This window comes from Streptomyces sp. SDr-06 (genome assembly GCF_003324565.1).
Lineage (GTDB): Bacteria > Actinomycetota > Actinomycetes > Streptomycetales > Streptomycetaceae > Streptomyces.
In genome coordinates this window covers 22,643-43,478 of the sequence record NZ_QOLA01000011.1, presented here as the reverse complement: position 1 = coordinate 43,478, position 20,836 = coordinate 22,643, and the positions used below count along the sequence as shown (strand labels likewise).

Here is a 20,836-nt window from a genome sequence, read left to right as displayed (position 1 = left end):
GGCGTCACAGTACTGCCCCGCCCCTGGATGTCCGCTTCCACAAGGAGGTGCATTGGCATGACGGTCCAAGAGCTCCCCGGTGCCGCCGCATACCGGCCGACCCCTCCGCCCGCCTGGCGGCCCCGCACCGACCCCGCGCCGCTGCTCCCCGACCCGGAGCCCCACCGGGTCCTGGGCACCGGCGCCGAGCTCGACCGCGAGCTGATGCTGAAGCTGTACGCGGAGCTGGTGCGCGGACGCCGGTTCAACGCGCAGGCGACCGCCCTCACCAAGCAGGGCCGCCTCGCCGTGTACCCCTCCTCGACCGGCCAGGAGGCCTGCGAGGTCGCCGCGGCGCTCGCCCTGGAGGAGCGGGACTGGCTGTTCCCGAGCTACCGCGACACCCTCGCCGCCGTCGCCCGGGGTCTGGACCCCGTGCAGGCCCTGACGCTGCTGCGCGGCGACTGGCACACCGGCTACGACCCGCGCGAGCACCGCATCGCGCCGCTGTGCACCCCGCTGGCCACCCAGCTCCCGCACGCCGTGGGCCTGGCCCACGCGGCCCGCCTCAAGGGCGACGACGTGGTGGCGCTCGCCCTGGTCGGCGACGGAGGCACCAGCGAGGGCGACTTCCACGAGGCGCTGAACTTCGCGGCCGTCTGGCAGGCCCCGGTGGTCTTCCTGGTCCAGAACAACGGGTTCGCGATCTCCGTGCCGCTCGCCAAGCAGACCGCCGCCCCCTCCCTCGCCCACAAGGCCGTCGGCTACGGCATGCCGGGCCGCCTGGTCGACGGCAACGACGCGCCCGCCGTGCACCAGGTGCTGTCCGAGGCCGTCGCCCGCGCCCGGCGCGGCGGCGGCCCCACGCTGATCGAGGCCGTCACCTACCGCATGGAGGCGCACACCAACGCCGACGACGCGACGCGCTACCGGGGCCCGGCCGAGGTCGACGCCTGGCGCGACCACGACCCGATCCGGCTCCTGGAGGGCGAGTTGACCACCCGCGGCATCCTCGACGAGGACGGCATACGCGCCGCCGCCGAGGCCGCCGAGACCATGGCCGCCGCACTGCGCGAGCAGATGAACGCCGAGCCCGTCCTCAACCCCATGGACCTCTTCGCCGAGGTCTACGCCGAGCAGAGCGGCCACCTGCGCGAGCAGGCCGCCCAGTTGCGCGCCGAGCTGGAAGCCGAGGCCCGGTGATGACCACCGCCACCGCCAAGAAGCCCGCCACCATGGCACAGGCCCTGCAGCGCGCGATGCGCGACGCCATGGCCGAGGACCCGACCGTGCACGTCCTGGGAGAGGACGTCGGCACCCTGGGCGGCGTGTTCCGGGTCACCGACGGGCTGGCCAAGGAGTTCGGCGAGGACCGCTGCACCGACACCCCGCTCGCCGAGGCCGGCATCCTCGGCACGGCCGTCGGCATGGCGATGTACGGGCTGCGGCCGGTCGTCGAGATGCAGTTCGACGCCTTCGCCTACCCGGCGTTCGAGCAGCTCATCAGCCACGTCTCCAGGATGCGCAACCGCACCCGCGGAGCGATGGCGATGCCCATCGTGGTGCGCGTTCCCTACGGCGGCGGTATCGGCGGCGTCGAGCACCACAGCGACTCCAGCGAGGCCTACTACATGGCGACGCCGGGCCTGAAGGTCGTCACCCCGGCCACCGTGGAGGACGCGTACGGGATGCTCCGCGAGGCCATCGCGTCCGACGACCCGGTCGTCTTCCTGGAGCCCAAGCGGCTGTACTGGTCGAAGTCCGACTGGTCGCCCGAGGCCCCCACGGCCGTGGAACCCATCGGCCGGGCGGTCGTGCGGCGCGCCGGGCGCAGCGCCACGCTCCTCACCTACGGTCCGTCCGTGCCGGTGTGCCTGGAGGCGGCCGAGGCGGCTCGCGAGGAGGGCTGGGACCTCGAAGTCGTCGACCTGCGCTCGCTGGTCCCCTTCGACGACGAGACGGTGTGCGCGTCGGTGCGCCGCACCGGGCGGGCCGTGGTCGTCCACGAGTCGGCCGGATTCGGCGGGCCCGGCGGCGAGATAGCCGCGCGCGTCACGGAGCGCTGCTTCCACCACCTGGAGGCGCCCGTGCTGCGGGTCGCGGGCTTCGACATCCCCTATCCGCCGCCGATGCTGGAGAAGCACCATCTGCCGGGCGTGGACCGGGTGCTGGACGCGGTGGCGCGGTTGCAGTGGGAGGCGGAGCACTGATGCCGAAGGTGCTGGAGTTCAAGCTGCCCGACCTCGGTGAGGGACTCACCGAGGCGGAGATCGTGCGCTGGCTGGTGGCGGTCGGCGACGTGGTGGCCGTCGACCAGCCGGTGGTCGAGGTCGAGACGGCCAAGGCGATGGTCGAAGTGCCCTGCCCCTACGGCGGCGTGGTCACCGCGCGCTTCGGCGAGGAGGGCACCGAACTGCCCGTCGGAGCACCCCTGTTGACGGTCGCCGTCGGCGCCCCGCAGCGGCACGACGCCGCCGAGGAAGCCGGGTCCGCCGGGGCCTCTGCTGCCGCCTCCTCAGTGTCCGCCGCGTCTTCTGCGTCTTCTGCGTCTTCGGGGGGATCGGGCAACGTCCTGGTCGGCTACGGGACGGGCACGGCCACCACCCGCCGCCGCACCCGCCTGCGGCCCGCGTCCCCGGTCGCGCCGTCGGCCCCCGCGCCGTCCGCGCCCGTCGAGGCGGCGGGACCCGTGCCCGTCATCTCGCCGCTGGTGCGCAGGCTGGCCCGCGAACACGGCCTCGATCTGCGCGCGTTGCGGGGCACCGGCCCACAGGGCCTCATCCTGCGCTGCGACGTCGAGTCGGCGATGCGGGCCCCCTCCGGGGTCCCCGCTCCTGCCGCGGCTCCGGTCGCGGCCTCGGCCGCGTCCGGTGAGCGGGTCGCGCTCAAGGGCATCCGGGGCGCGGTCGCCGACAAGCTCAGCCGCAGCCGTACCGAAATCCCGGACGCCACCTGCTGGGTGGACGCCGACGCCACGGAGCTGATGGCGGCGCGCGCCGCCATGAACGCGGCCGGTGGGCCCAAGGTGTCCGTCCTCGCGCTGCTCGCCCGGATCTGCACGGCGGCCCTCGCCCGCTTCCCCGAGCTCAACTCGACGGTGGACACGGCGGCCCGCGAGATCGTCCGGCTGCCCCAGGTGCACCTGGGCTTCGCGGCGCAGACCGAGCGCGGCCTGGTCGTGCCGGTCGTCCGCGACGCCCACACCCGCAACGTCGACGCGCTCGGCGCCGAGCTCGCCCGCCTCACCGAGGCGGCCCGCACCGGCACGCTGACCCCGGCCGAGCTGACTGGCGGCACCTTCACCCTCAACAACTACGGGGTGTTCGGTGTCGACGGATCCACGCCGATCATCAACCATCCCGAGGCGGCGATGCTGGGCGTGGGCCGCATCATCCCCAAGCCCTGGGTGCACGAGGGCGAGCTCGCGGTGCGCCAGGTGGTCCAGCTGTCCCTGACCTTCGACCACCGGGTGTGCGACGGCGGCACCGCGGGGGGCTTCCTGCGGTACGTCGCCGACTGCGTGGAACACCCGGCGGTGCTGCTGCGCACGCTGTGACGAATGGCCCCGCGGACCCGGGACGTTCGCGGGGCCATCGCTGATCGTCCGGCGGCCCATACTCGGAAGATGACCGCGTATGACGCCGCGCCGACCGCGTATGACGCCGTGGTGCTCGCCGGAGGCGCCGCCAAGCGGCTCGGCGGCGCCGACAAACCCGGGCTCAGCGTGGGCGGCCGGGCCCTGCTCGACCGGGTCCTGACCGCCTGCGCCGGCGCCGCGAACACCGTGGTGGTGGGCGGGCGGCGGCCCACCACCCGGCCCGTGGTGTGGACCCGGGAGGAACCGGCGGGCGGCGGCCCGCTGGCCGCGCTGGACGCCGGTGTCCGGCGCACCTCGGCCGCGAGCGTGCTCGTGCTCTCGGCCGATCTGCCGTTCCTGGCCGCGCCGACCGTCCACGCCCTCCTCGGCGAACTGCGGCGCACCGGCCGCGAGGGCGTGCTCTGCACCGACGCCGAAGGACGCGACCAGCCGCTGGTCGCCCTCTACCGCGCCGAACCGCTGCGCCGCGAGCTCGCGCTGCTCGCCACCGAACACGGCTCGCTCGCCGGTCTCCCGCTGCGGCTGCTCGTCCGGGAACTCGACCTCGGCCGCCTTTCCGCCGACCCGCTCGCCTCCTTCGACTGCGACACCTGGGAGGACCTCGCGGCAGCCCGGGCCCGCATCAGGGACCATGGGGGCGTGCTGGACGAATGGATCACCGCAGTCAAGGACGAACTCGGCATCGAGCTGGATGTCGACACCGGCGTCCTGCTCGACCTGGCCAGGGATGCCGCCCACGGCGTCGCCCGGCCCGCCGCCCCGCTCACCACCTTCCTGGTCGGCTACGCGGCCGCGAAGGCGGGCGGCGAGGGCAAGGACGTGGCGGAGGCGGCCCGCAGGGCGGCGGCGCTCGCCAACCGCTGGGCGGCCGAGACCGAGACCCCCGACGGCCCGAGGAACGACGCCGGATGACCGCCCGGAGCCCGGGGGCGGACGACGGGTCCGACGAGGCCCTCGCCCTGCTGCGCGACGCCGGGCCCACCGTCAACCCGGCCGGGGAGAGCCCCGCCATGGGCCGGGCCCGCGCCGATACCCCGACGCCGGAGCCCCGACAGGCGCCCCGCCACAGAGCCATGGCCTGGTCCGAGGCCCGCACCGTGGCCACCCGGGCCGGCCGGGCCGCACCCGCCCGTTCCCACCGGGTCCCGCTGGAGCGGGCGCTGGGCGAGATCCTCACCGAGCCGCTGACCGCCCTCACCGACCTGCCGTCCTTCGACACCTCCGCCATGGACGGCTGGGCCGTCGCCGGTCCCGGTCCGTGGACGGTGCGGGACGGCGGCATCCTTGCCGGGCACTCCCTGCCCGGCAACCTCGCCGACGGGGAAGCGGTACGCATCGCCACCGGGGCCCGCGTCCCCGCCGGGGCCACCGCCGTGATCCGCAGCGAGCACGCCCGCACCGATGAGGCCCGCACCCAGCTCCAGGCCGACCGCGTGGTGCTGCACGGCCAGGACATCCGCCCGCGCGGCCAGGAATGCCGCTCGGGTGACGCGCTGCTTCCCGCGGGCGCCCTGGTCACCCCGGCCGTGCTCGGCCTCGCCGCGGCCGCCGGGTACGACGAGCTGAGCACGGTCCCCAGGCCCCGCGTCGAGATCCTGGTCCTCGGCGACGAGCTGCTCACGCGCGGGCTCCCGCACGACGGGCTGATCCGGGACGCGCTCGGCCCGATGCTCGGGGTCTGGCTGCGGGCGCTCGGCGCCGAGGTCGTCGCGACGCGGCGGCTCAAGGACGACGCGGGTGCGCTGCTCGCGGCCGTCACCGCCTCCTCGGCCGACCTCGTGATCACGACGGGCGGCACGGCGGCCGGACCCGTCGACCACGTCCACCCCGTGCTCCACAAGGCCGGTGCGGAGCTCCTGGTCGACGGTGTCGCCGTGCGGCCGGGCCACCCCATGCTGCTGGCGCAGATCGGCGTGGGGAAGCACCTCGTCGGGCTGCCCGGCAACCCGCTCGCCGCGGTGTCCGGACTCCTCACCCTGGCCGAGCCGCTGCTGCGTGAACTCGCGCACCGGGCGCGGCCCGTGGCATACACCGCCCCCCTGCGCAACGAGGTGCAGGGGCATCCGTACGACACCCGGCTCGTACCCGTGGTGCACCGCGCCGACCGGGTCGTGCCGCTGCACTACAACGGCCCGGCGATGCTGCGCGGGATCGCGGCCGCCGACGGTCTCGCGGTGGTGCCGCCGGGCGGGGCTCGCGCGGGCCGGGAGGTCGAGGTCCTCGACCTGCCCTGGTCTCCATCAGCCTCGGGCGAAGGCTGTTTCACGTGAAACGGCTCTCCCTCGGCATCAACTCGCGCCTGCACGCGGCCTGTTCCGTGTGGGACGCCCTCGACCATCGCCAACTCCAGCTCACCTGAAGGACGTTTCACGTGAAACGCCCCGCCCGAACCGAACGAACCACACGCACCTCCAACTCCCGCCTCGATGAAGGGTGTTTCACGTGAAACTGCCCGGCCATGACGCGATGGCACGCCAGGCGGGCGAGAACCTGATCACCCGGCGGGTGAAGCTGCCCCGCCGGGTCGTCGACCGGCCCCTGCGCCAGGTCGCCAAGCGCCTGCTGATGGCGCTCGCCGTGCTGATACTGACGACCGCCATCGTCTGGATCGACCGGGGCGGCTACCACGACAACGCCAACGGCAAGGTCGACTTCCTCGACGCCGTCTACTACGCCACCGTCACGCTCTCCACGACGGGCTACGGCGACATCGTCCCCTACAGCGACAGCGCGCGCCTGACCAACATCCTGCTGGTCACGCCGCTGCGCGTGCTGTTCCTGATCATCCTCGTCGGAACCACTCTCGAGGTCCTCACCGAACGGACCCGCGAAGAGTGGCGGCTCAACCGCTGGAAGGCTCAATTGCGAGAGCACACCGTCGTCGTCGGCTTCGGGACGAAGGGCCGGTCGGCGATCCAGACCCTGTGCGCGACGGGCCTGCGGAAGGACCAGGTCGTGATCGTCGACCCGAGCGCGAAGGTGATCGAGACCGCCAACGCGGAGGGCTTCGTCGGTGTCATCGGGGACGCCACCCGCAGCGATGTGCTGCTGCGGGCCGAACTCCAGAAGGCCCGCCAGGTCGTCATCGCCACCCAGCGCGACGACACCGCGGTCCTGGTGGCGCTGACGGCCCGCCAGCTCAACCGGGGCGCGAAGATCGTCGCCGCGGTACGGGAGGAGGAGAACGCGCCGCTGCTGCGCCAGTCCGGAGCCGACGCCGTCATCACCAGCGCCAGCGCGGCCGGCCGACTGCTCGGCCTGTCGGTGCTCAGCCCGAGCGCGGGCACCGTGATGGAGGACCTGATCCAGCAGGGCAGCGGGCTCGACATGGTGGAGCGGCCCGTGCGCAAGAGCGAGGTCGGGCGCGGGGTCCGGGAGACCGAGGACCTGGTGGTGAGCGTGCTGCGCGGCCATCGGCTGCTGGCGTACGACGACGCCAAGGCGAGCCCGCTCCAGCTCACCGACCGGCTCATCACCATCGTACGAGCCGGTGGTGCGCCGGTGGAGGGTCAGCCGGAGTAGCGTCGGCCGCATGCATGCGATCACGATTCCTGAGCCGGGCGGTCCCGAGGCGCTGGTCTGGGCCGAGGTGCCCGATCCCGTACCGGGCGAGGGCGAGGTCCTCGTCGAGGTGGCCGCCGCCGCCGTCAACCGTGCCGATGTGCTCCAGCGGCAGGGCTTCTACAACCCGCCGCCCGGGGCGTCCCCGTACCCGGGCCTCGAATGTTCGGGGCGCATCGCCGCGCTGGGGCCCGGGGTGTCCGGGTGGAGCGTCGGCGACGAGGTGTGCGCGCTGCTGAGCGGCGGCGGCTACGCCGAGAAGGTGGCCGTGCCGGCCGGGCAGCTGCTGCCCGTGCCGGAGGGCGTGGAGCTGGCCCAGGCGGCGGCCCTGCCCGAGGTCGCCTGCACCGTCTGGTCCAACGTCTTCATGGTGTCCCACCTGCGGCCCGGCGAGACGCTGCTGGTGCACGGCGGGGCGAGCGGGATCGGCACGATGGCGATCCAGCTCGGCAAGGCGGTCGGCGCCAGGGTCGCGGTGACGGCGGGCGGCCCCGACAAGCTGGCGCGCTGCGCCGAACTGGGCGCCGACATCCTGATCGACTACCGCGAACAGGACTTCGTGGATGAGGTGTTGAAGGCCACGGACGGCGTCGGGGCCGATGTCATCCTCGACATCATGGGCGCCAAGTACCTGGACCGGAACGTGCGGGCGCTCGCCGTCAACGGGCGGCTCGCCGTGATCGGCCTCCAGGGCGGCGCCAAGGGCGAGCTGAACCTCGGCGCCCTGCTGACCAAGCGGGCCGCGGTCACCGCGACCTCGCTGCGGGGCCGGCCCGCCTCGGAGAAGGCGACCATCGTGGCGGCCGTCCGCGAGCATGTGTGGCCGCTCATCGCCGGGGGCCGGGTGCGGCCCGTGGTGGACCGGACGCTGCCGCTGGCGGACGCCGCCGAAGGGCACCGGGTGCTGGAGGCCTCCGGCCATGTGGGCAAGGTGCTGCTGACCGTCGGGTGAACGTGCGGAGGGGGCGCCACGAAGGCGCCCCCTCCGGCCGCTCGGTGCGCGGGCCGGTTACAGGTACGGGCCAGAGCGGGCGCCCGCGTGCGGGCCGTCCTCGTCCTCGTCGTCGTGCGAGACGCCGGGCGGCAGCGCGCGCCGCATCTGCTCCAGCTGGGCGCGGGCCGCCATCTGCTGGGCGAACAGGGCCGTCTGGATCCCGTGGAAGAGACCTTCGAGCCAGCCGACCAACTGGGCCTGCGCGATGCGGAGTTCGGACTCCGAGGGGATGGCCTCGTCCGTGAACGGCAGGGAGAGCCGCTCCAGCTCCTCGACCAGCTCCGGCGCCAGTCCGTCTTCCAGCTCCTTCACGGACGAAGCGTGGATGTCCTTCAGGCGTACTCGGCTCGCCTCGTCGAGAGGGGCCGCGCGGACCTCCTCAAGGAGCTGCTTGATCATGCTGCCGATACGCATGACCTTCGCGGGCTGTTCGACCATCTCCGTCACCGGGACCTCGCGGGACTCGTCGTCTCCACCGCCGATGGCCATACCGTCCTGGCCTACGACCAGGATGTGGGGGCTGTCCGGCGACTTATCGTTCCTCGGCATCTCCATGCCGTCCATTCTCTCGCACACGTGCCTCACATCACGGTGTGCCCCCGCGAAGGACTGATCCACCGCCCTGCGGGCGCCGATTCCCGTCGCGGGGCGACCGTTTCACGTGAAACAGCGAGCGGCTCCCCAGCGCCCCGTCACGGTCGCCGCAGCCGCAGTCCCAGGAATCCGAGCCCCAGGCCCGTCAGGGTCAGGCCCGCGCCCAGGGAGAGAACGTGGACGCGCAGGTCGGAACTGGGGGAGAAGGCCTGGGGTTGCTGACGGTGCCGGGCGGAGGGAAGGGCCCCTCCGGGCGTCGGGGTGGGGGTCGGCGGTGCCGGAGGCTCCGGGGTCGGAACCTGCTGGGGGGCCTGCGGCACCGCCTCCCGCGCCGGTGCCAGGTCGGCGGGTGCCACGTCGTCGGGGGCGTCCGGGAGCGGGTTCGTGGTCTCCACGCGGCCCGGCCGGATCCGGCCCTCGCCCGCCCGGCTGCCCGCGAGGTGCTGGTCCTCGGACGCGGTCGGCGAGGGGTCGGCCCGGGGCGAGGCCTGCGCCGTGCCGGAGGAAGCCGCGCTCGGGGACGGGCCGGGCGAGGGGGTGCCGACGGCGATCGCGTACGGCAGGGGCGTCAGGAGCAGCGCCCCCGTCAGCGATGCGGCCGCGGCGAGCGACCGGATCCCTGGAGGCATGGGAGGGCCCCTTCCCGTACGGACGTGCAGGATCGCCTGGGGTGACCGAATCAGCGTCACACGGGGCGAGTTGCCCGGCATCCCGGGAGCCGCGCCAGGTGCGCCGAATGGGCCGGCCCCGGACTCCCGTCCGCCCGGTCCGCCGTCCGCACACGCGGGCCGCTCGGGCGGGGTGCGTGGGCCTTGGCATGCCCTCGGACCCGTCGGGCGGGTCGTGCCCGCCCCCTCCACACGCGCCAAGGCCCGGCACCAGGGGTGCCGGGCCTTGGCGGAACGAGCCGCAGGGGGTTACTGCGCGGGCGCGTTGCCCGACGAGATCTGGAGCGTGAACTGCGCGTTCTTCTTGTCCACGTCCACCCCGGCCGCGGGGAACTGGGTGACCACCACGTCCTGGCCCCACTGGCCGTTGTCGACCGTCTCGGTGTTGACCTTCCAGCCCGCGGCCTGGATGCAGGACTTCACCGACAGGATGTCCTTGTACGAGAAGTCCGGCGCCTGGACCTTGCCCGGGTCCAGCGTCGAGGTCTGGGGCGAGGTGCACTTCTCGGTGTCCATCGTGCGGTCCCGCTCCGGGCCCTTGTGACCCGCGGCCGGCGCCGAGCTGCTGGCCTTGGCGGCGCCTCCGGTACCGCCCGAGTCGTCCTTGTTCATCATCACGGCCGTGACCAGACCGCCGATCGCGAGCAGCGCCACCGCGATCGCGCCCACGATCACCGGGGTGTTGCGCTTCGAACCGCCGGAGGCCGACGAGGACGTCTGCGCCGGGGAGCCCGTGTACGGCGGCGGCGTCTGGGACGCCATCGGGGCGGGCTGCTGATGCGCGGCCTGCGGGTAGCCGTACGAGGGCTGCGGCTGCGGGGTCGGCGCCGGGGTGGGCGGGCCGTAGGGGCCCGCCTGGTACGGGGTCTGCACACTGCCCGGCATGCCGGGCGCGGCCTGCGAGTCGAGCGGCGGGAAGACCGTCGCGCCGACGCCCGCGCCGCTGGCGGCCGGGGCGCCGCCAGTGATGACCGGGGCCGCGCCCATCTGGCCCGCGGACGCGATCCGCACGATCTCGTCGTGCATGGCCTGGGCGCTCGGGAAGCGCTCGTTCGGGTTCTTCTTCAGCGCGCGGGCGACCAGCGCGTCCACGGCCGGGGTGATCGACCGGTTGACCGAGGACGGCGCGACCGGCTCCTCCTGGACGTGCGCGTACGCGATCGCCAGCGGAGAGTCCGCGTCGAAGGGGATCCGCCCGGTCAGCAGCTGGAAGAGCATGATGCCGACCGAGTACAGGTCGGAGCGGGCGTCCACGCCGCGGCCGAGCGCCTGCTCGGGCGACAGGTACTGGGGGGTGCCGACGACCATGCCGGTCTGGGTCATGGAGGTGACGCCGGACTGCATGGCGCGGGCGATGCCGAAGTCCATGACCTTGACGATGCCGCGCTTGGTCATCATCACGTTGCCCGGCTTGATGTCCCGGTGGACCAGGCCCATCTCGTGGCTGACCTCGAGGGCGGCGAGCACGTCGGCGGTCACCTTGAGGGCCTTGTCGGCGGGCATCGCGCCGTACTGCTGGATGTCGCGGTGCAGCGTCGAGCCGAGCGGCTCGCCCTCCACGTACTCCATGACGATGTAGGGCATCACGCCGTCGGCGCCGGCGGACCCGTTGAACATCACCGTGTCCTCGCCGGTGTCGAAGACCGAGACGATGTTGGTGTGCTGGAGCTTGGCGACCGCCTGGGCCTCACGGCGGAACCGCTCGCGGAACGACTGTTCCCGGCCGAGTTCCGTGTGCAGCGTCTTGATGGCGACCTGGCGGTCCAGAGCGGAGTCGTACGCGAGGTACACCGACGCCATGCCGCCCTCGCCGAGGAGGTCGCGCAGCTGGTAGCGCCCGCCCGCGATGGAACCGCCCGCATAGCGGCCGTGTGCGCCGTCCTGGCTCATGACTGTGCATCCCCCTTGGCGCGGTGGCCAGTGATGATCCTCGATTTTTCAGGCCAAGTCTGCCCGAGGGGTCACGCACGTCAAGCCGAGTGCCCGTTCCGTGACCGTACGCACGGGAAGAGTCTCGCAAGCGTTACAGGAACGGCATCGAAAACGTACGGGATTTGCATGGGTACACACGGAACCGATTGGATGGCCGGTCCATCCCGGACCGGTGCCCCGCGTGAACGCTGTAGCGTGCACTACTGCACAACCAGCGGAAGAGCACGACGGAAGACCGTAAGGAAGACCGCGGACGCGGCCAGATACGACGGCGAGGACTGATGGCACCCGAACCCGACGGAAACGGCGCCGGGATGGCCGATGCGCAGGACCACGAGTCGTGGGTCGGCGGACTCGTCGGCGACGGCCGCTACCGTCTCACCCACCGGCTCGGCCGTGGTGGCATGGCGGAGGTGTTCGCCGCCGAGGACGTGCGCCTGGGCCGCACCGTCGCCGTGAAGCTGCTCCGGGCCGATCTCGCCGAGGACCCGGTGTCCAAGGCACGCTTCACGCGTGAAGCACAGTCGGTGGCCGGACTCAACCACCACGCGGTCGTGGCGGTGTACGACTCCGGTGAGGATTTCGTGGGCGGTCAGACCGTCCCGTACATCGTGATGGAGCTCGTCGAGGGCCGCACCATCCGCGACCTCCTGGTGGACGCCGACGCCCCGCCGCCGGAGCAGGCGCTGATCATCGTCTCCGGGGTTCTGGAGGCGCTCGCCTACTCGCACCAGCACGGCATCGTGCACCGCGACATCAAGCCCGCCAACGTGATCATCACGGACACGGGCGCGGTCAAGGTGATGGACTTCGGCATCGCGCGGGCCCTGCACGGCGCCCAGTCGACGATGACCCAGACCGGCATGGTCATGGGCACGCCGCAGTACCTCTCGCCCGAGCAGGCGCTCGGCAAGGCCGTCGACCACCGCTCCGACCTGTATGCCACGGGCTGTCTGCTGTACGAACTCCTCGCGCTGCGGCCCCCGTTCATCGGTGAGACACCGTTGTCGGTGGTCTACCAGCACGTCCAGGACATGCCGGTGCCGCCGTCCCAGGTGACGCACGTGGCGCCGCCGGAGCTGGACGGCCTGGTCATGCGTTCTCTCGCCAAGGACCCGGACGACCGTTTCCAGTCCGCCGAGGAGATGCGCGGCCTGGTCCAGTACGGGCTCCAGATGCTCCAGGCGCAGGGCGGCCACACCGGCACCTGGAACACCGGCCCGGTCGAGCTGATGCACGACGGCGCCCACACCCCGGCGATGGGCACCACCGGCGCGACGACGGCCATGGGCCACCCCATGCACGGGGAGACCTCGCAGTTCGGCGGCCCGATCCTGCCGCCGATGAACCCGAACGACGGCGGTTACGACGGCTACGACCGCGGCGGCCGCAAGCAGGACGGCGGCCGCGGCGGCAAGACCGTGCTGTTCGTGGTGCTGGCGATCATCGCGATCGCCGCGGGTGTCGCCTTCGCGCTGAGCGCGGCGAACGGCTCGGGCGGCGGCGGAGGCGGGACCAAGAACTCCCCGACGCCGAAGGTCTCGCCGTCCCTGTCCCAGTCGGACACCCCGTCGACGCCGGACACCCCCGGCACCAGCTCGGGCCAGTCCTACAGCAGCAGCAGCTCGAACGGCAATGGCGAGTCCCCCTCCCAGCACCGCTCGCGCTCCTCCTCCCCGTCGCCGAGCAAGTCGCACTCCTCGCACTCCCCGGGCACCAACCAGGGCACGACGTCGGGTACGAGCGAGGGCACCACCGAGGGAACGAGCTCGGGTACGGACCAGGGCACGAGCGAGGGCACCTCGACCGGCACCAGCAAGGGCACCAGCCAGGGCACCTCGACCGGCACGAGCACCGGCACCAGCCAGGGCACCACCACGGGCACCAGCCAGGGGACCACGACCGGCACCAACACCGGCACCTCCGCCGGTCCCGGCGGCTCCAGCGCGAGCCCCGGGCACTGACCGGAGGGCGCCTCAGCCCGCGAAGGCCTCGCACACCGCCTCGTACTCGCGGGTCCACCAGACCGCAAGGGCCGATGCCGCAGGAAACTGCGGGTCGGCCCTTCGGTCGTGCAGCTGGTAGCGCCAGCGCAGGATCCAGAAGTCGTTGAGCCGCTCCCACCACACCCGGTGCACCGCGGCCGCCAGCTCCTCGGCGTCGGCCCCGGCGGCCCGTCGGTAGGCCCGCGCGTAGGCCCGTACCTTCGCCAGCTCCAGCTCGCCCGAGGGGCGTACGAAGAAGATCACGGCGGCCCGGACCGCCTCCTCGGCGCGCGGCTGGACGCCGAGCCGGTCCCAGTCGACGATCGCGGCGGGCTCGGCCGAGCGCCCCTCGCCCCGGTACAGCAGGTTCAGCGGGTGGAAGTCGCCGTGCACCCAGGCGCCGGTGGCCGGGGCGGCCGGGCGGCGGTGGGCGTGCAGGCCGAGCAGTGCGCGCCGCTCCAGGAGCCGGTGTTCGGCGAGTTCGTCGAAGGCGTCGCGGGGCTGGTGCCTGCGGGCCCGCGCCACCAGGTCGTCGATGAGCGCGAGGGTGTCGGCGGGGTCGGCGCTGTGGTGCTCGGCCTGCGGTACGTCGGGCTCCATGACCTGGGCCAGGCAGGTGTGGACGAGGCCGAGCAGCGCGCCGAGCCGGCGGGACTCCACGGCGCAGAGCTGGGCGCCGTGGCGGTGGCGGCCGTGCACCCAGGGGTGCAGCGCGTAGCAGTGGCCGCCGATCACCACGACGGTGTCGCCGTCGGCGTCCGGCACGGGCGGCGCGACGGGCACGCCGAGGGCCTGGAGGCGTTCCGTGGCCCGGTGCTGGCGGGCGATGGCCTCGTGGTCGCCGTCCAGGTGGTGCTTGAGGAAGTAGTCGCCGCGGGTGGTGGCGATCCGGTAGCCGCGGTTGAGCAGGCCCTGGGCGACCCGTTCGCAGGAGAGGGGCTCACCCGGGGTGGCGTAGCGGCGCAGGAGGTCGCCCACGGGTGGAGTTGCAGATGAGCGCGGCACTCTTCAGATGTTAGATCACGCAACGTACTTGAGTTGTCGCTCTTTGGAGTAGTCCAGCGAGTGAACGGTCACGAACTGGGGTTCGATCCGCATGTACACGGGCTCGAAGGGTTCCCCGTCCACCTCGCGCGGGGCGGCGCCGAACAGCTCCAGCTCCCGTGCGGTCGGCTCGAAGCGCTCGGCGGTTCCGGTGAACTGCACCGACCACACGTCGAGTTCGCCCGCGCTGAGGTTGTCCGCCCCGTAGGCGACGACGCTGCCCACGCAGGCGTGGTGGTACCCGAGACCCGCGTGCAGGCGCAGCAGGACGCGCCCGTCGACCACCACGTGCCGGGCGGGGGCGACGAAGGGCAGGGCTCGCATGCTGGTCGCCACCCGGCCGTAGGGGACGCGGCGGAGCAGCTCGATGGCGCGGGCTTCCTCGATGGGCATGCCCCCACTCTCGTGGTCCGCCCGCGCCCCGGGTAAGAGCCCGCCGCCCCGCACCTCCGGGCCGTAGGTCCCGAATGAGGCCGGGGCGGCCCAGTGGCCGGCGGGTTCAGCGGCGGGGGCTCAGTGGTTCTTCTCCGCCTGGATCCGGGCCACGTACGCGGCGGCCTGGGAGCGGCGCTCCATGCCGAGCTTGGACAGCAGGGAGGAGACGTAGTTCTTGATCGTCTTCTCGGCGAGGTGCAGGCGCTCGCCGATCACGCGGTTGGTGAGACCCTCGCCGATCAGGTCGAGGATCTTGCGCTCCTGCTCGGTGAGGTTGGCCAGGCGGTCGTCGCCCTTGCTCTTGCCGCCGTCGCGCAGCCGCTCCAGCACGCGGGCGGTGGCCACCGGGTCGAGCAGCGACTTGCCGGCCGCGACGTCGCGCACGGCCGTCAGGAGCTCGCTTCCGCGGATCGCCTTGAGGACGTATCCCGAGGCCCCTGCCATGATCGCGTCGAAGAGGGCCTCGTCGTCCGCGAACGAGGTGAGCATCAGGCACTTGATGTCCTCGTTCTGCGAACGGATCTCGCGGCAGACCTCGACTCCGCTGCCGTCCGGGAGCCGGACGTCGAGCACGGCGACGTCGGGGCGGGTGGCGGGAATCCGGACCAGGGCGTCGGCCGCGGTGCCGGCCTCGCCGACCACTTCGATGTCGTCCTCGACGGAGAGCATTTCGTGGACGCCGCGACGGACCACCTCGTGGTCATCGAGCAGGAATACGGTGATTTTGCCTGTTTCGCGCACGGAATCAGTCTCACACATTCATCCGAAGGACGCCGGAGAGTGCCATAAGTGACCCCTTCCCGAACCTGCGCGACCGGGATAACGTGCCGTTGTTCCGGCGGCCTGCAAGGCTGTGACCAGCGACTGTTCCCTACTTTCTCGATTTACTTGGAAATCCAAGCAAAATCGCAGGTCAAGTGGGGTTTCGCAGTAATGCGCAGCACTGGGTAACGTGCCTTTGGCAGGGCGCTCGCCGGGGCACCTGTCACGCCTGATCCCCGGCCGAGCGCGCACACCCCCGTGCACTTGAGACGGACAGGCGAGCCTCCCCCAAGCTCTGGTCGAGCCGGGGGGACCCCCAGGCTCACCGGCGAACCCGGGAGCCGGACAGACGGAGGAGCACGCACGTGACCGTGGAGAGCACTGCCGCGCGCAAACCGCGACGCAGCAGCAAGCGCACCGCCGGCGCCGGCGCGAAGAAGGCCGCCGAACCCGAGCTCGTACAGCTGCTGACGCCCGAGGGCGAGCGGGTCGAGCACCCTGATTACGACATCGACCTGAGCTCGGAAGAGCTGCGCGGCCTCTACCGCGACATGGTGCTGACCCGACGCTTCGACGCCGAGGCCACCGCGCTGCAGCGGCAGGGCGAGCTGGGTCTGTGGGCCTCGCTGCTCGGCCAGGAGGCCGCGCAGATCGGCTCCGGGCGTGCGCTGCGGGACGACGACTACGTCTTCCCGACCTACCGCGAGCACGGCGTCGCCTGGTGCCGCGGTGTCGACCCGACGAATCTGCTCGGCATGTTCCGTGGCGTCAACCACGGCGGCTGGGATCCGAACAGCAACAATTTCCACCTGTACACGATCGTCATCGGCTCTCAGACGCTGCACGCGACCGGTTACGCGATGGGCATCGCCAAGGACGGCGCCGACAGCGCCGTGGTCGCCTACTTCGGTGACGGCGCCTCCAGCCAGGGCGACGTCGCGGAGGCTTTCACCTTCTCCGCCGTCTACAACGCCCCGGTCGTGTTCTTCTGCCAGAACAACCAGTGGGCGATCTCCGAGCCCACCGAGAAGCAGATGCGGGTGCCGCTCTACCAGCGCGCCCAGGGCTTCGGCTTTCCCGGCGTCCGTGTCGACGGCAACGACGTGCTGGCCTGTCTGGCCGTGACCAAGTCCGCCCTGGCGCGGGCCCGTCGGGGCGAAGGCCCCACCCTGGTCGAGGCGTTCACGTACCGGATGGGTGCGCACACCACCTCCGACGACCCGACGAAGTACCGGGCCGACGAGGAGCGCGAGGCCTGGGAGGCCAAGGACCCGATCCTGCGCCTGCGTGTCCACCTGGAGAGCGCGGGCCACGCGGACGCCGCGTTCTTCGAGGAGCTGGAGAGCGAGTCGGAGACGCTGGGCAAGCGGGTGCGCGAGGCGGTGCGTGCCATGCCCGACCCCGAGCCGATGGCGATCTTCGAGAACATCTACGCCGACGGCCACGCGCTGGTCGACGAGGAGCGCGCCCAGTTCGCCGCCTACCAGGCGTCGTTCGTGGATGGGGAGGGCAACTAGCCATGACCGTACAGAAGTTGCCGATCGCCAAGGCGATCAACGAGTCGCTGCGCAAGGCGATGGAGACCGACCCCAAGGTCCTGATCATGGGCGAGGACGTCGGCAAGCTCGGCGGCGTCTTCCGTGTCACCGACGGCCTGTTCAAGGACTTCGGCGAGGACCGGGTGATCGACACCCCGCTCGCCGAGTCCGGCATCGTCGGCACCGCGATCGGCCTGGCCCTGCGCGGCTACCGGCCCGTCGTGGAGATCCAGTTCGACGGCTTCGTCTTCCCCGCGTACGACCAGATCGTCACGCAGCTCGCCAAGATGCACGCCCGCGCGCTCGGCAAGATCAAGCTGCCGGTCGTCGTGCGCATCCCCTACGGCGGCGGCATCGGCGCGGTCGAGCACCACAGCGAGTCGCCCGAGGCGCTGTTCGCGCACGTGGCGGGCCTCAAGGTGGTCAGCCCGTCCAACGCGTCGGACGCGTACTGGATGATGCAGCAGGCCATCGAGTCCGACGACCCGGTGATCTTCTTCGAGCCCAAGCGCCGCTACTGGGACAAGGGCGAGGTCGACACCGAGGCCATCCCGGGCCCGCTGCACCAGGCCCGTACCGTGCGCGACGGTTCCGACCTGACGCTGGTGGCGTACGGCCCGATGGTGAAGGTGTGCCTGGAGGCCGCCGCGGCCGCCCAGGAGGAGGGCAAGTCGATCGAGGTCGTGGACCTGCGGTCGATGTCCCCGATCGACTTCGACGCCGTCCAGGCCTCGGTCGAGCGGACCCGCCGCCTGGTCGTCGTCCACGAGGCGCCGGTCTTCTACGGCGCCGGAGCGGAGATCGCCGCCCGGATCACCGAGCGGTGCTTCTACCACCTGGAGGCCCCGGTGCTCCGGGTCGGCGGCTACCACGCCCCGTACCCGCCGGCGCGCCTGGAGGAGGAGTACCTGCCGGGTCTCGACCGGGTGCTCGACGCCGTCGACCGCTCGCTGGCGTACTGAGGGAAATGGTCGTGACGACAATGACTGAGAACGCAGCCCGCTACCGCGAGTTCAAGATGCCGGACGTCGGCGAGGGGCTCACCGAGGCGGAGATCCTCAAGTGGCACGTCCAGCCCGGTGACACCGTCACCGACGGCCAGGTCGTGTGCGAGGTCGAGACCGCCAAGGCGGCCGTCGAACTCCCCATCCCCTACGACGGCGTGGTGCACAAGCTCCACTTCGAAGAGGGCGTGACGGTGGACGTCGGCACGTCCATCATCACCGTCGACGTGGCCCCGGGCAGCGCGCCCGAGCCGTCGGCGCCGGCTCAGGCGCCCGCCGCGGCGCCCGCGCCCGCAGCCGCCCCCGCCGAGGACGAGGCGCCCAAGGGCCGCCAGCCCGTTCTGGTCGGCTACGGCGTCTCCGAGGCGTCGACCAAGCGCCGCCCGCGCAAGGGGGCCTCGGTCCCCGAGCAGGCCCCGGCCGAGGCCCTGTACGCCGTGCAGACCGAGCTGAACGGCCAGGCTCCCGCCCCGGCCCGCCCGCTCGCCAAGCCGCCGGTCCGCAAGCTCGCCAAGGACCTCGGCATCGACCTCGCCACCGTGGTGCCGACCGGCCCCGACGGCATCGTCACCCGCGAGGACGTGCACGCGGCGGCGGCCCCGGCGGCCGAGCCCGCCCCTGTTTCACGTGAAACAACTCCCGCTGCGGCGGCGGTCGTTCAGGCCGACGCCCGCGAGACGCGGATTCCCGTCAAGGGCGTCCGCAAGGCGACCGCGCAGGCCATGGTCGGCTCCGCGTTCACCGCGCCGCACGTCACGGAGTTCGTGACGGTCGACGTGACGCGGACGATGAAGCTGGTCGAGCAGCTGAAGTCGGACAAGGACATGGCGGGCCTGCGGGTCAACCCGCTGCTCCTGATCGCCAAGGCGCTCCTTGTGGCGATCAAGCGCAACCCGGACGTCAACGCGTCCTGGGACGAGGCGAACCAGGAGATCGTCCTCAAGCACTATGTGAACCTGGGCATCGCGGCGGCGACCCCGCGCGGTCTGATCGTCCCGAACATCAAGGACGCGCACGCCAAGACCCTGCCGCAACTGGCCGAGTCGCTCGGCGAGTTGGTGGCCACCGCCCGCGAGGGCAAGACGTCGCCCGCGGCGATGTCGGGCGGCACGGTGACCATCACCAACGTCGGCGTGTTCGGCGTGGACACCGGGACCCCGATCCTCAACCCGGGCGAGTCCGCGATCCTCGCGGTCGGCGCGATCAAGCTCCAGCCGTGGGTCCACAAGGGCAAGGTCAAGCCGCGCCAGGTCACCACGCTCGCGCTCTCCTTCGACCACCGCCTGGTCGACGGCGAGCTCGGCTCGAAAGTCCTCGCCGATGTGGCGGCGGTCCTGGAGCAGCCGAAGCGGCTCATCACCTGGGGCTGACCGCCCCGCTCGACAACCGGCCGCCCCGTACGGCAGTCGGCCCCCGGCCCCCGCCGCGTCCCAGGACGCGTCGGGGGCCGCGGCATGTCCGCCCGGCGCCCGAGTGGACAGCTTCGGGGGCCGGGCGGACAGTGGGTGAGGGGCGGTGCGTGCTGCTCGCGCGGTGACCCGGGGCGTCAGGGCCCCCGGGGTCTGTCGCGCCGTCGTGACATGGAACGGACGCTTCTCGCACAGGTGATCCATAGATTTCTTCTTGCAGCCCCGCCCAGCCTCAACGGCCCCACCCGACAGAGGAGGCGGCATGCAACCTCTCCTTCTTCTTCGTCTTCCGGCCGCCCGGCCGCCCTGTGTCTCGGAGTCGTTCATGTCGACCTACGCTCCTTCCCGCCGCCGCGCCGCCCTCCGCGCCGCCGTCGCCACCGCCGCGCTCGCCGGAGCCCTCTTCACCCCGGCCGCCGCCTTCGCCGCCACCCCGGCCCAGGCCCCGGCGGCCGCCACCGCCACCAAGCCGACCGGCGACCGCTACGACGGCGAGAAGGTCCTCGTCCACAAGGACGCCACGCACGGCGTGCTCGCGGTGCTGCGCAACGGGCCCGAGGGCCCCGAGGCCTGGTTCCGCGCCGTGGGCCCGGATTGGAAGCCGGGCGACGTCTGGGCGGTGCGGGTCATCGCCGGAGTGAGCCGCTCGCAGCCGACCGACACCGCCAAGGAGTACGTGGTCGGCCTCAAGGCGCAGCTGCTCGACGCGTCGAGCGCCACCCCGCGGGTGAAGGTCACCTCCCCCGACGGCACCTCCAGGACCTACGACCTGCCGCAGGGCAAGCCCGGCGCGACCGGCGTCTCGGCCAAGGACTGCACCGTCACGCAGAGCGTCTCCATCGGCGCCGGCACCGCCGCGGTGCTGACCATGAGCCCGAACGGCCCGACGGCCACCTTCCAGGACGGCCCGGGCAACCCGGTGCCGAGCCTCGGCAAGCTGGACCGCAAGCACCCCAAGCTGCCCGAGTCGGCCGGCATCTACGCCGAGATCCTCAACCCGTACGGCACCGCGCCGCAGCTCAAGTCCAAGGTCGAGGGCGGCGTCGGCTCCCGGTACGCCTTCCAGGACTTCCCCAAGCTGCCCAAGGGCTGCAAGCTGAACGGCACCACCCCCGCCCAGACGCCGCCCGCCGCGCCCTCGGCGAACGCCTCCGGCCAGACCTCGGTGCTGCCCAAGGGCGGTGTCGCGGCCGGCGCGGAGATCAAGGAGCAGTCCGGCGGCACGACCGCGCTGGTCGCGGGCGGCGCGGGCCTGGCCCTCGTGGGCGGAGCGGGCTACCTGGTGGTGCGCCGCCGCGCGGCGGGCCGCGCCTGATCCCACCCGGGCCCCCTG

Annotated in this window: 18 protein-coding genes; 12 read left to right on the top strand and 6 right to left on the bottom strand. The window is 72.5% G+C overall.

The features are described 5' to 3' along the window. Window positions 1-57 precede the first annotated feature (57 nt). The 7 genes from pdhA (DT019_RS22070) to DT019_RS22040 all read left to right on the top strand — a co-directional run bounded on the left by pdhA (DT019_RS22070) (window position 58) and on the right by DT019_RS22040 (window position 8,090). Complete coding sequence (gene pdhA, locus DT019_RS22070) at window positions 58-1,182, top strand: pyruvate dehydrogenase (acetyl-transferring) E1 component subunit alpha (protein WP_114038615.1); 1,125 nt, start codon at window positions 58-60, stop codon at window positions 1,180-1,182. Continuing rightward, window positions 1,182-2,189: an alpha-ketoacid dehydrogenase subunit beta gene (locus tag DT019_RS22065; RefSeq protein ID WP_114038614.1), complete on the top strand. Its 1,008-nt coding sequence runs from the start codon at window positions 1,182-1,184 to the stop codon at window positions 2,187-2,189. Before pdhA (DT019_RS22070) ends, DT019_RS22065 begins: the two co-directional genes overlap by 1 nt. Beyond that, window positions 2,189-3,535, top strand: coding sequence for a dihydrolipoamide acetyltransferase family protein (locus DT019_RS22060; protein WP_223279707.1), 1,347 nt, complete (start codon window positions 2,189-2,191; stop codon window positions 3,533-3,535). Before DT019_RS22065 ends, DT019_RS22060 begins: the two co-directional genes overlap by 1 nt. A gap of 69 nt (window positions 3,536-3,604) precedes the next feature. Then, a complete protein-coding gene (locus DT019_RS22055) occupies window positions 3,605-4,489 on the top strand; it encodes an NTP transferase domain-containing protein (protein ID WP_114038612.1) in 885 nt (294 codons plus the stop codon). After that, the gene (locus DT019_RS22050) at window positions 4,486-5,847 is read left to right on the top strand and encodes a molybdopterin molybdotransferase MoeA (RefSeq protein WP_114038611.1); all 1,362 of its coding nucleotides are present in this window, start codon (window positions 4,486-4,488) and stop codon (window positions 5,845-5,847) included. Before DT019_RS22055 ends, DT019_RS22050 begins: the two co-directional genes overlap by 4 nt. A gap of 172 nt (window positions 5,848-6,019) precedes the next feature. Beyond that, the gene (locus DT019_RS22045) at window positions 6,020-7,099 is read left to right on the top strand and encodes a potassium channel family protein (protein WP_223279706.1); all 1,080 of its coding nucleotides are present in this window, start codon (window positions 6,020-6,022) and stop codon (window positions 7,097-7,099) included. 10 nt (window positions 7,100-7,109) lie between these two features. Then, entirely contained in the window at window positions 7,110-8,090 is a 981-nt protein-coding gene (locus DT019_RS22040) for an NAD(P)H-quinone oxidoreductase (RefSeq protein WP_114038610.1), read from the top strand. 57 nt (window positions 8,091-8,147) lie between these two features. Here DT019_RS22040 and DT019_RS22035 read toward each other — a convergent pair whose 3' ends face one another. From DT019_RS22035 to DT019_RS22025, 3 genes are all read right to left on the bottom strand, one after another. Continuing rightward, window positions 8,148-8,687, bottom strand: coding sequence for a bacterial proteasome activator family protein (locus DT019_RS22035; protein ID WP_114038780.1), 540 nt, complete (start codon window positions 8,685-8,687; stop codon window positions 8,148-8,150). A gap of 137 nt (window positions 8,688-8,824) precedes the next feature. Beyond that, window positions 8,825-9,355 (bottom strand): hypothetical protein, encoded by a 531-nt coding sequence (locus DT019_RS22030; protein WP_114038609.1) that lies wholly within the window; start codon window positions 9,353-9,355, stop codon window positions 8,825-8,827. Window positions 9,356-9,643: 288 nt separating this feature from the next. Next, the gene (locus tag DT019_RS22025; RefSeq protein ID WP_114038608.1) at window positions 9,644-11,284 is read right to left on the bottom strand and encodes a protein kinase domain-containing protein; all 1,641 of its coding nucleotides are present in this window, start codon (window positions 11,282-11,284) and stop codon (window positions 9,644-9,646) included. A 323-nt stretch (window positions 11,285-11,607) separates the two neighbouring features. On the opposite strand from DT019_RS22025, the gene DT019_RS22020 reads away from it, so the two are divergent. Beyond that, window positions 11,608-13,290 carry a protein kinase domain-containing protein gene (locus tag DT019_RS22020; RefSeq protein ID WP_114038607.1) on the top strand — a complete coding sequence of 561 codons (1,683 nt, stop codon included), beginning with the start codon at window positions 11,608-11,610 and terminating at the stop codon, window positions 13,288-13,290. Between the two features lie 12 nt (window positions 13,291-13,302). On the opposite strand, the gene DT019_RS22015 is transcribed toward DT019_RS22020, so the two are convergent. The 3 genes from DT019_RS22015 to DT019_RS22005 all read right to left on the bottom strand — a co-directional run bounded on the left by DT019_RS22015 (window position 13,303) and on the right by DT019_RS22005 (window position 15,531). Further along, window positions 13,303-14,316: a phosphotransferase gene (locus tag DT019_RS22015; protein WP_114038606.1), complete on the bottom strand. Its 1,014-nt coding sequence runs from the start codon at window positions 14,314-14,316 to the stop codon at window positions 13,303-13,305. Between the two features lie 15 nt (window positions 14,317-14,331). Then, window positions 14,332-14,748 carry a pyridoxamine 5'-phosphate oxidase family protein gene (locus DT019_RS22010; RefSeq protein WP_114038605.1) on the bottom strand — a complete coding sequence of 139 codons (417 nt, stop codon included), beginning with the start codon at window positions 14,746-14,748 and terminating at the stop codon, window positions 14,332-14,334. 120 nt (window positions 14,749-14,868) lie between these two features. Then, the gene (locus DT019_RS22005; protein WP_100575501.1) at window positions 14,869-15,531 is read right to left on the bottom strand and encodes a response regulator; all 663 of its coding nucleotides are present in this window, start codon (window positions 15,529-15,531) and stop codon (window positions 14,869-14,871) included. Between the two features lie 386 nt (window positions 15,532-15,917). Between DT019_RS22005 and pdhA (DT019_RS22000) the strand changes: the two genes are divergently transcribed. From pdhA (DT019_RS22000) to DT019_RS21985, 4 genes are all read left to right on the top strand, one after another. Further along, a complete protein-coding gene (gene pdhA, locus DT019_RS22000; RefSeq protein WP_114038604.1) occupies window positions 15,918-17,069 on the top strand; it encodes a pyruvate dehydrogenase (acetyl-transferring) E1 component subunit alpha in 1,152 nt (383 codons plus the stop codon). Window positions 17,070-17,071: 2 nt separating this feature from the next. Further along, window positions 17,072-18,052: an alpha-ketoacid dehydrogenase subunit beta gene (locus DT019_RS21995; protein WP_114038603.1), complete on the top strand. Its 981-nt coding sequence runs from the start codon at window positions 17,072-17,074 to the stop codon at window positions 18,050-18,052. Window positions 18,053-18,063: 11 nt separating this feature from the next. Continuing rightward, complete coding sequence (locus tag DT019_RS21990; RefSeq protein ID WP_114038779.1) at window positions 18,064-19,464, top strand: dihydrolipoamide acetyltransferase family protein; 1,401 nt, start codon at window positions 18,064-18,066, stop codon at window positions 19,462-19,464. A gap of 364 nt (window positions 19,465-19,828) precedes the next feature. Beyond that, entirely contained in the window at window positions 19,829-20,818 is a 990-nt protein-coding gene (locus DT019_RS21985) for a hypothetical protein (RefSeq protein ID WP_114038602.1), read from the top strand. The last annotated feature ends 18 nt before the right edge of the window (window positions 20,819-20,836 follow it).

What these genes read in the sequence shown, in the direction of transcription:
- DT019_RS22060 (WP_223279707.1), top strand. Translation starts at nt 2,189, where the DNA reads ATGCCGAAGGTGCTGGAGTTCAAGCTGCCCGACCTCGGTGAGGGACTC.
- pdhA (WP_114038615.1), top strand. Translation starts at nt 58, where the DNA reads ATGACGGTCCAAGAGCTCCCCGGTGCCGCCGCATACCGGCCGACCCCT.
- DT019_RS21995 (WP_114038603.1), top strand. Translation starts at nt 17,072, where the DNA reads ATGACCGTACAGAAGTTGCCGATCGCCAAGGCGATCAACGAGTCGCTG.
- DT019_RS22065 (WP_114038614.1), top strand. Translation starts at nt 1,182, where the DNA reads ATGACCACCGCCACCGCCAAGAAGCCCGCCACCATGGCACAGGCCCTG.
- DT019_RS22020 (WP_114038607.1), top strand. Translation starts at nt 11,608, where the DNA reads ATGGCACCCGAACCCGACGGAAACGGCGCCGGGATGGCCGATGCGCAG.
- DT019_RS22050 (WP_114038611.1), top strand. Translation starts at nt 4,486, where the DNA reads ATGACCGCCCGGAGCCCGGGGGCGGACGACGGGTCCGACGAGGCCCTC.
- DT019_RS22010 (WP_114038605.1), bottom strand. Translation starts at nt 14,748, where the DNA reads ATGCCCATCGAGGAAGCCCGCGCCATCGAGCTGCTCCGCCGCGTCCCC.
- DT019_RS22035 (WP_114038780.1), bottom strand. Translation starts at nt 8,687, where the DNA reads ATGGAGATGCCGAGGAACGATAAGTCGCCGGACAGCCCCCACATCCTG.
- DT019_RS22030 (WP_114038609.1), bottom strand. Translation starts at nt 9,355, where the DNA reads ATGCCTCCAGGGATCCGGTCGCTCGCCGCGGCCGCATCGCTGACGGGG.
- DT019_RS22040 (WP_114038610.1), top strand. Translation starts at nt 7,110, where the DNA reads ATGCATGCGATCACGATTCCTGAGCCGGGCGGTCCCGAGGCGCTGGTC.
- DT019_RS22055 (WP_114038612.1), top strand. Translation starts at nt 3,605, where the DNA reads ATGACCGCGTATGACGCCGCGCCGACCGCGTATGACGCCGTGGTGCTC.
- DT019_RS22025 (WP_114038608.1), bottom strand. Translation starts at nt 11,284, where the DNA reads ATGAGCCAGGACGGCGCACACGGCCGCTATGCGGGCGGTTCCATCGCG.
- DT019_RS21985 (WP_114038602.1), top strand. Translation starts at nt 19,829, where the DNA reads ATGTCGACCTACGCTCCTTCCCGCCGCCGCGCCGCCCTCCGCGCCGCC.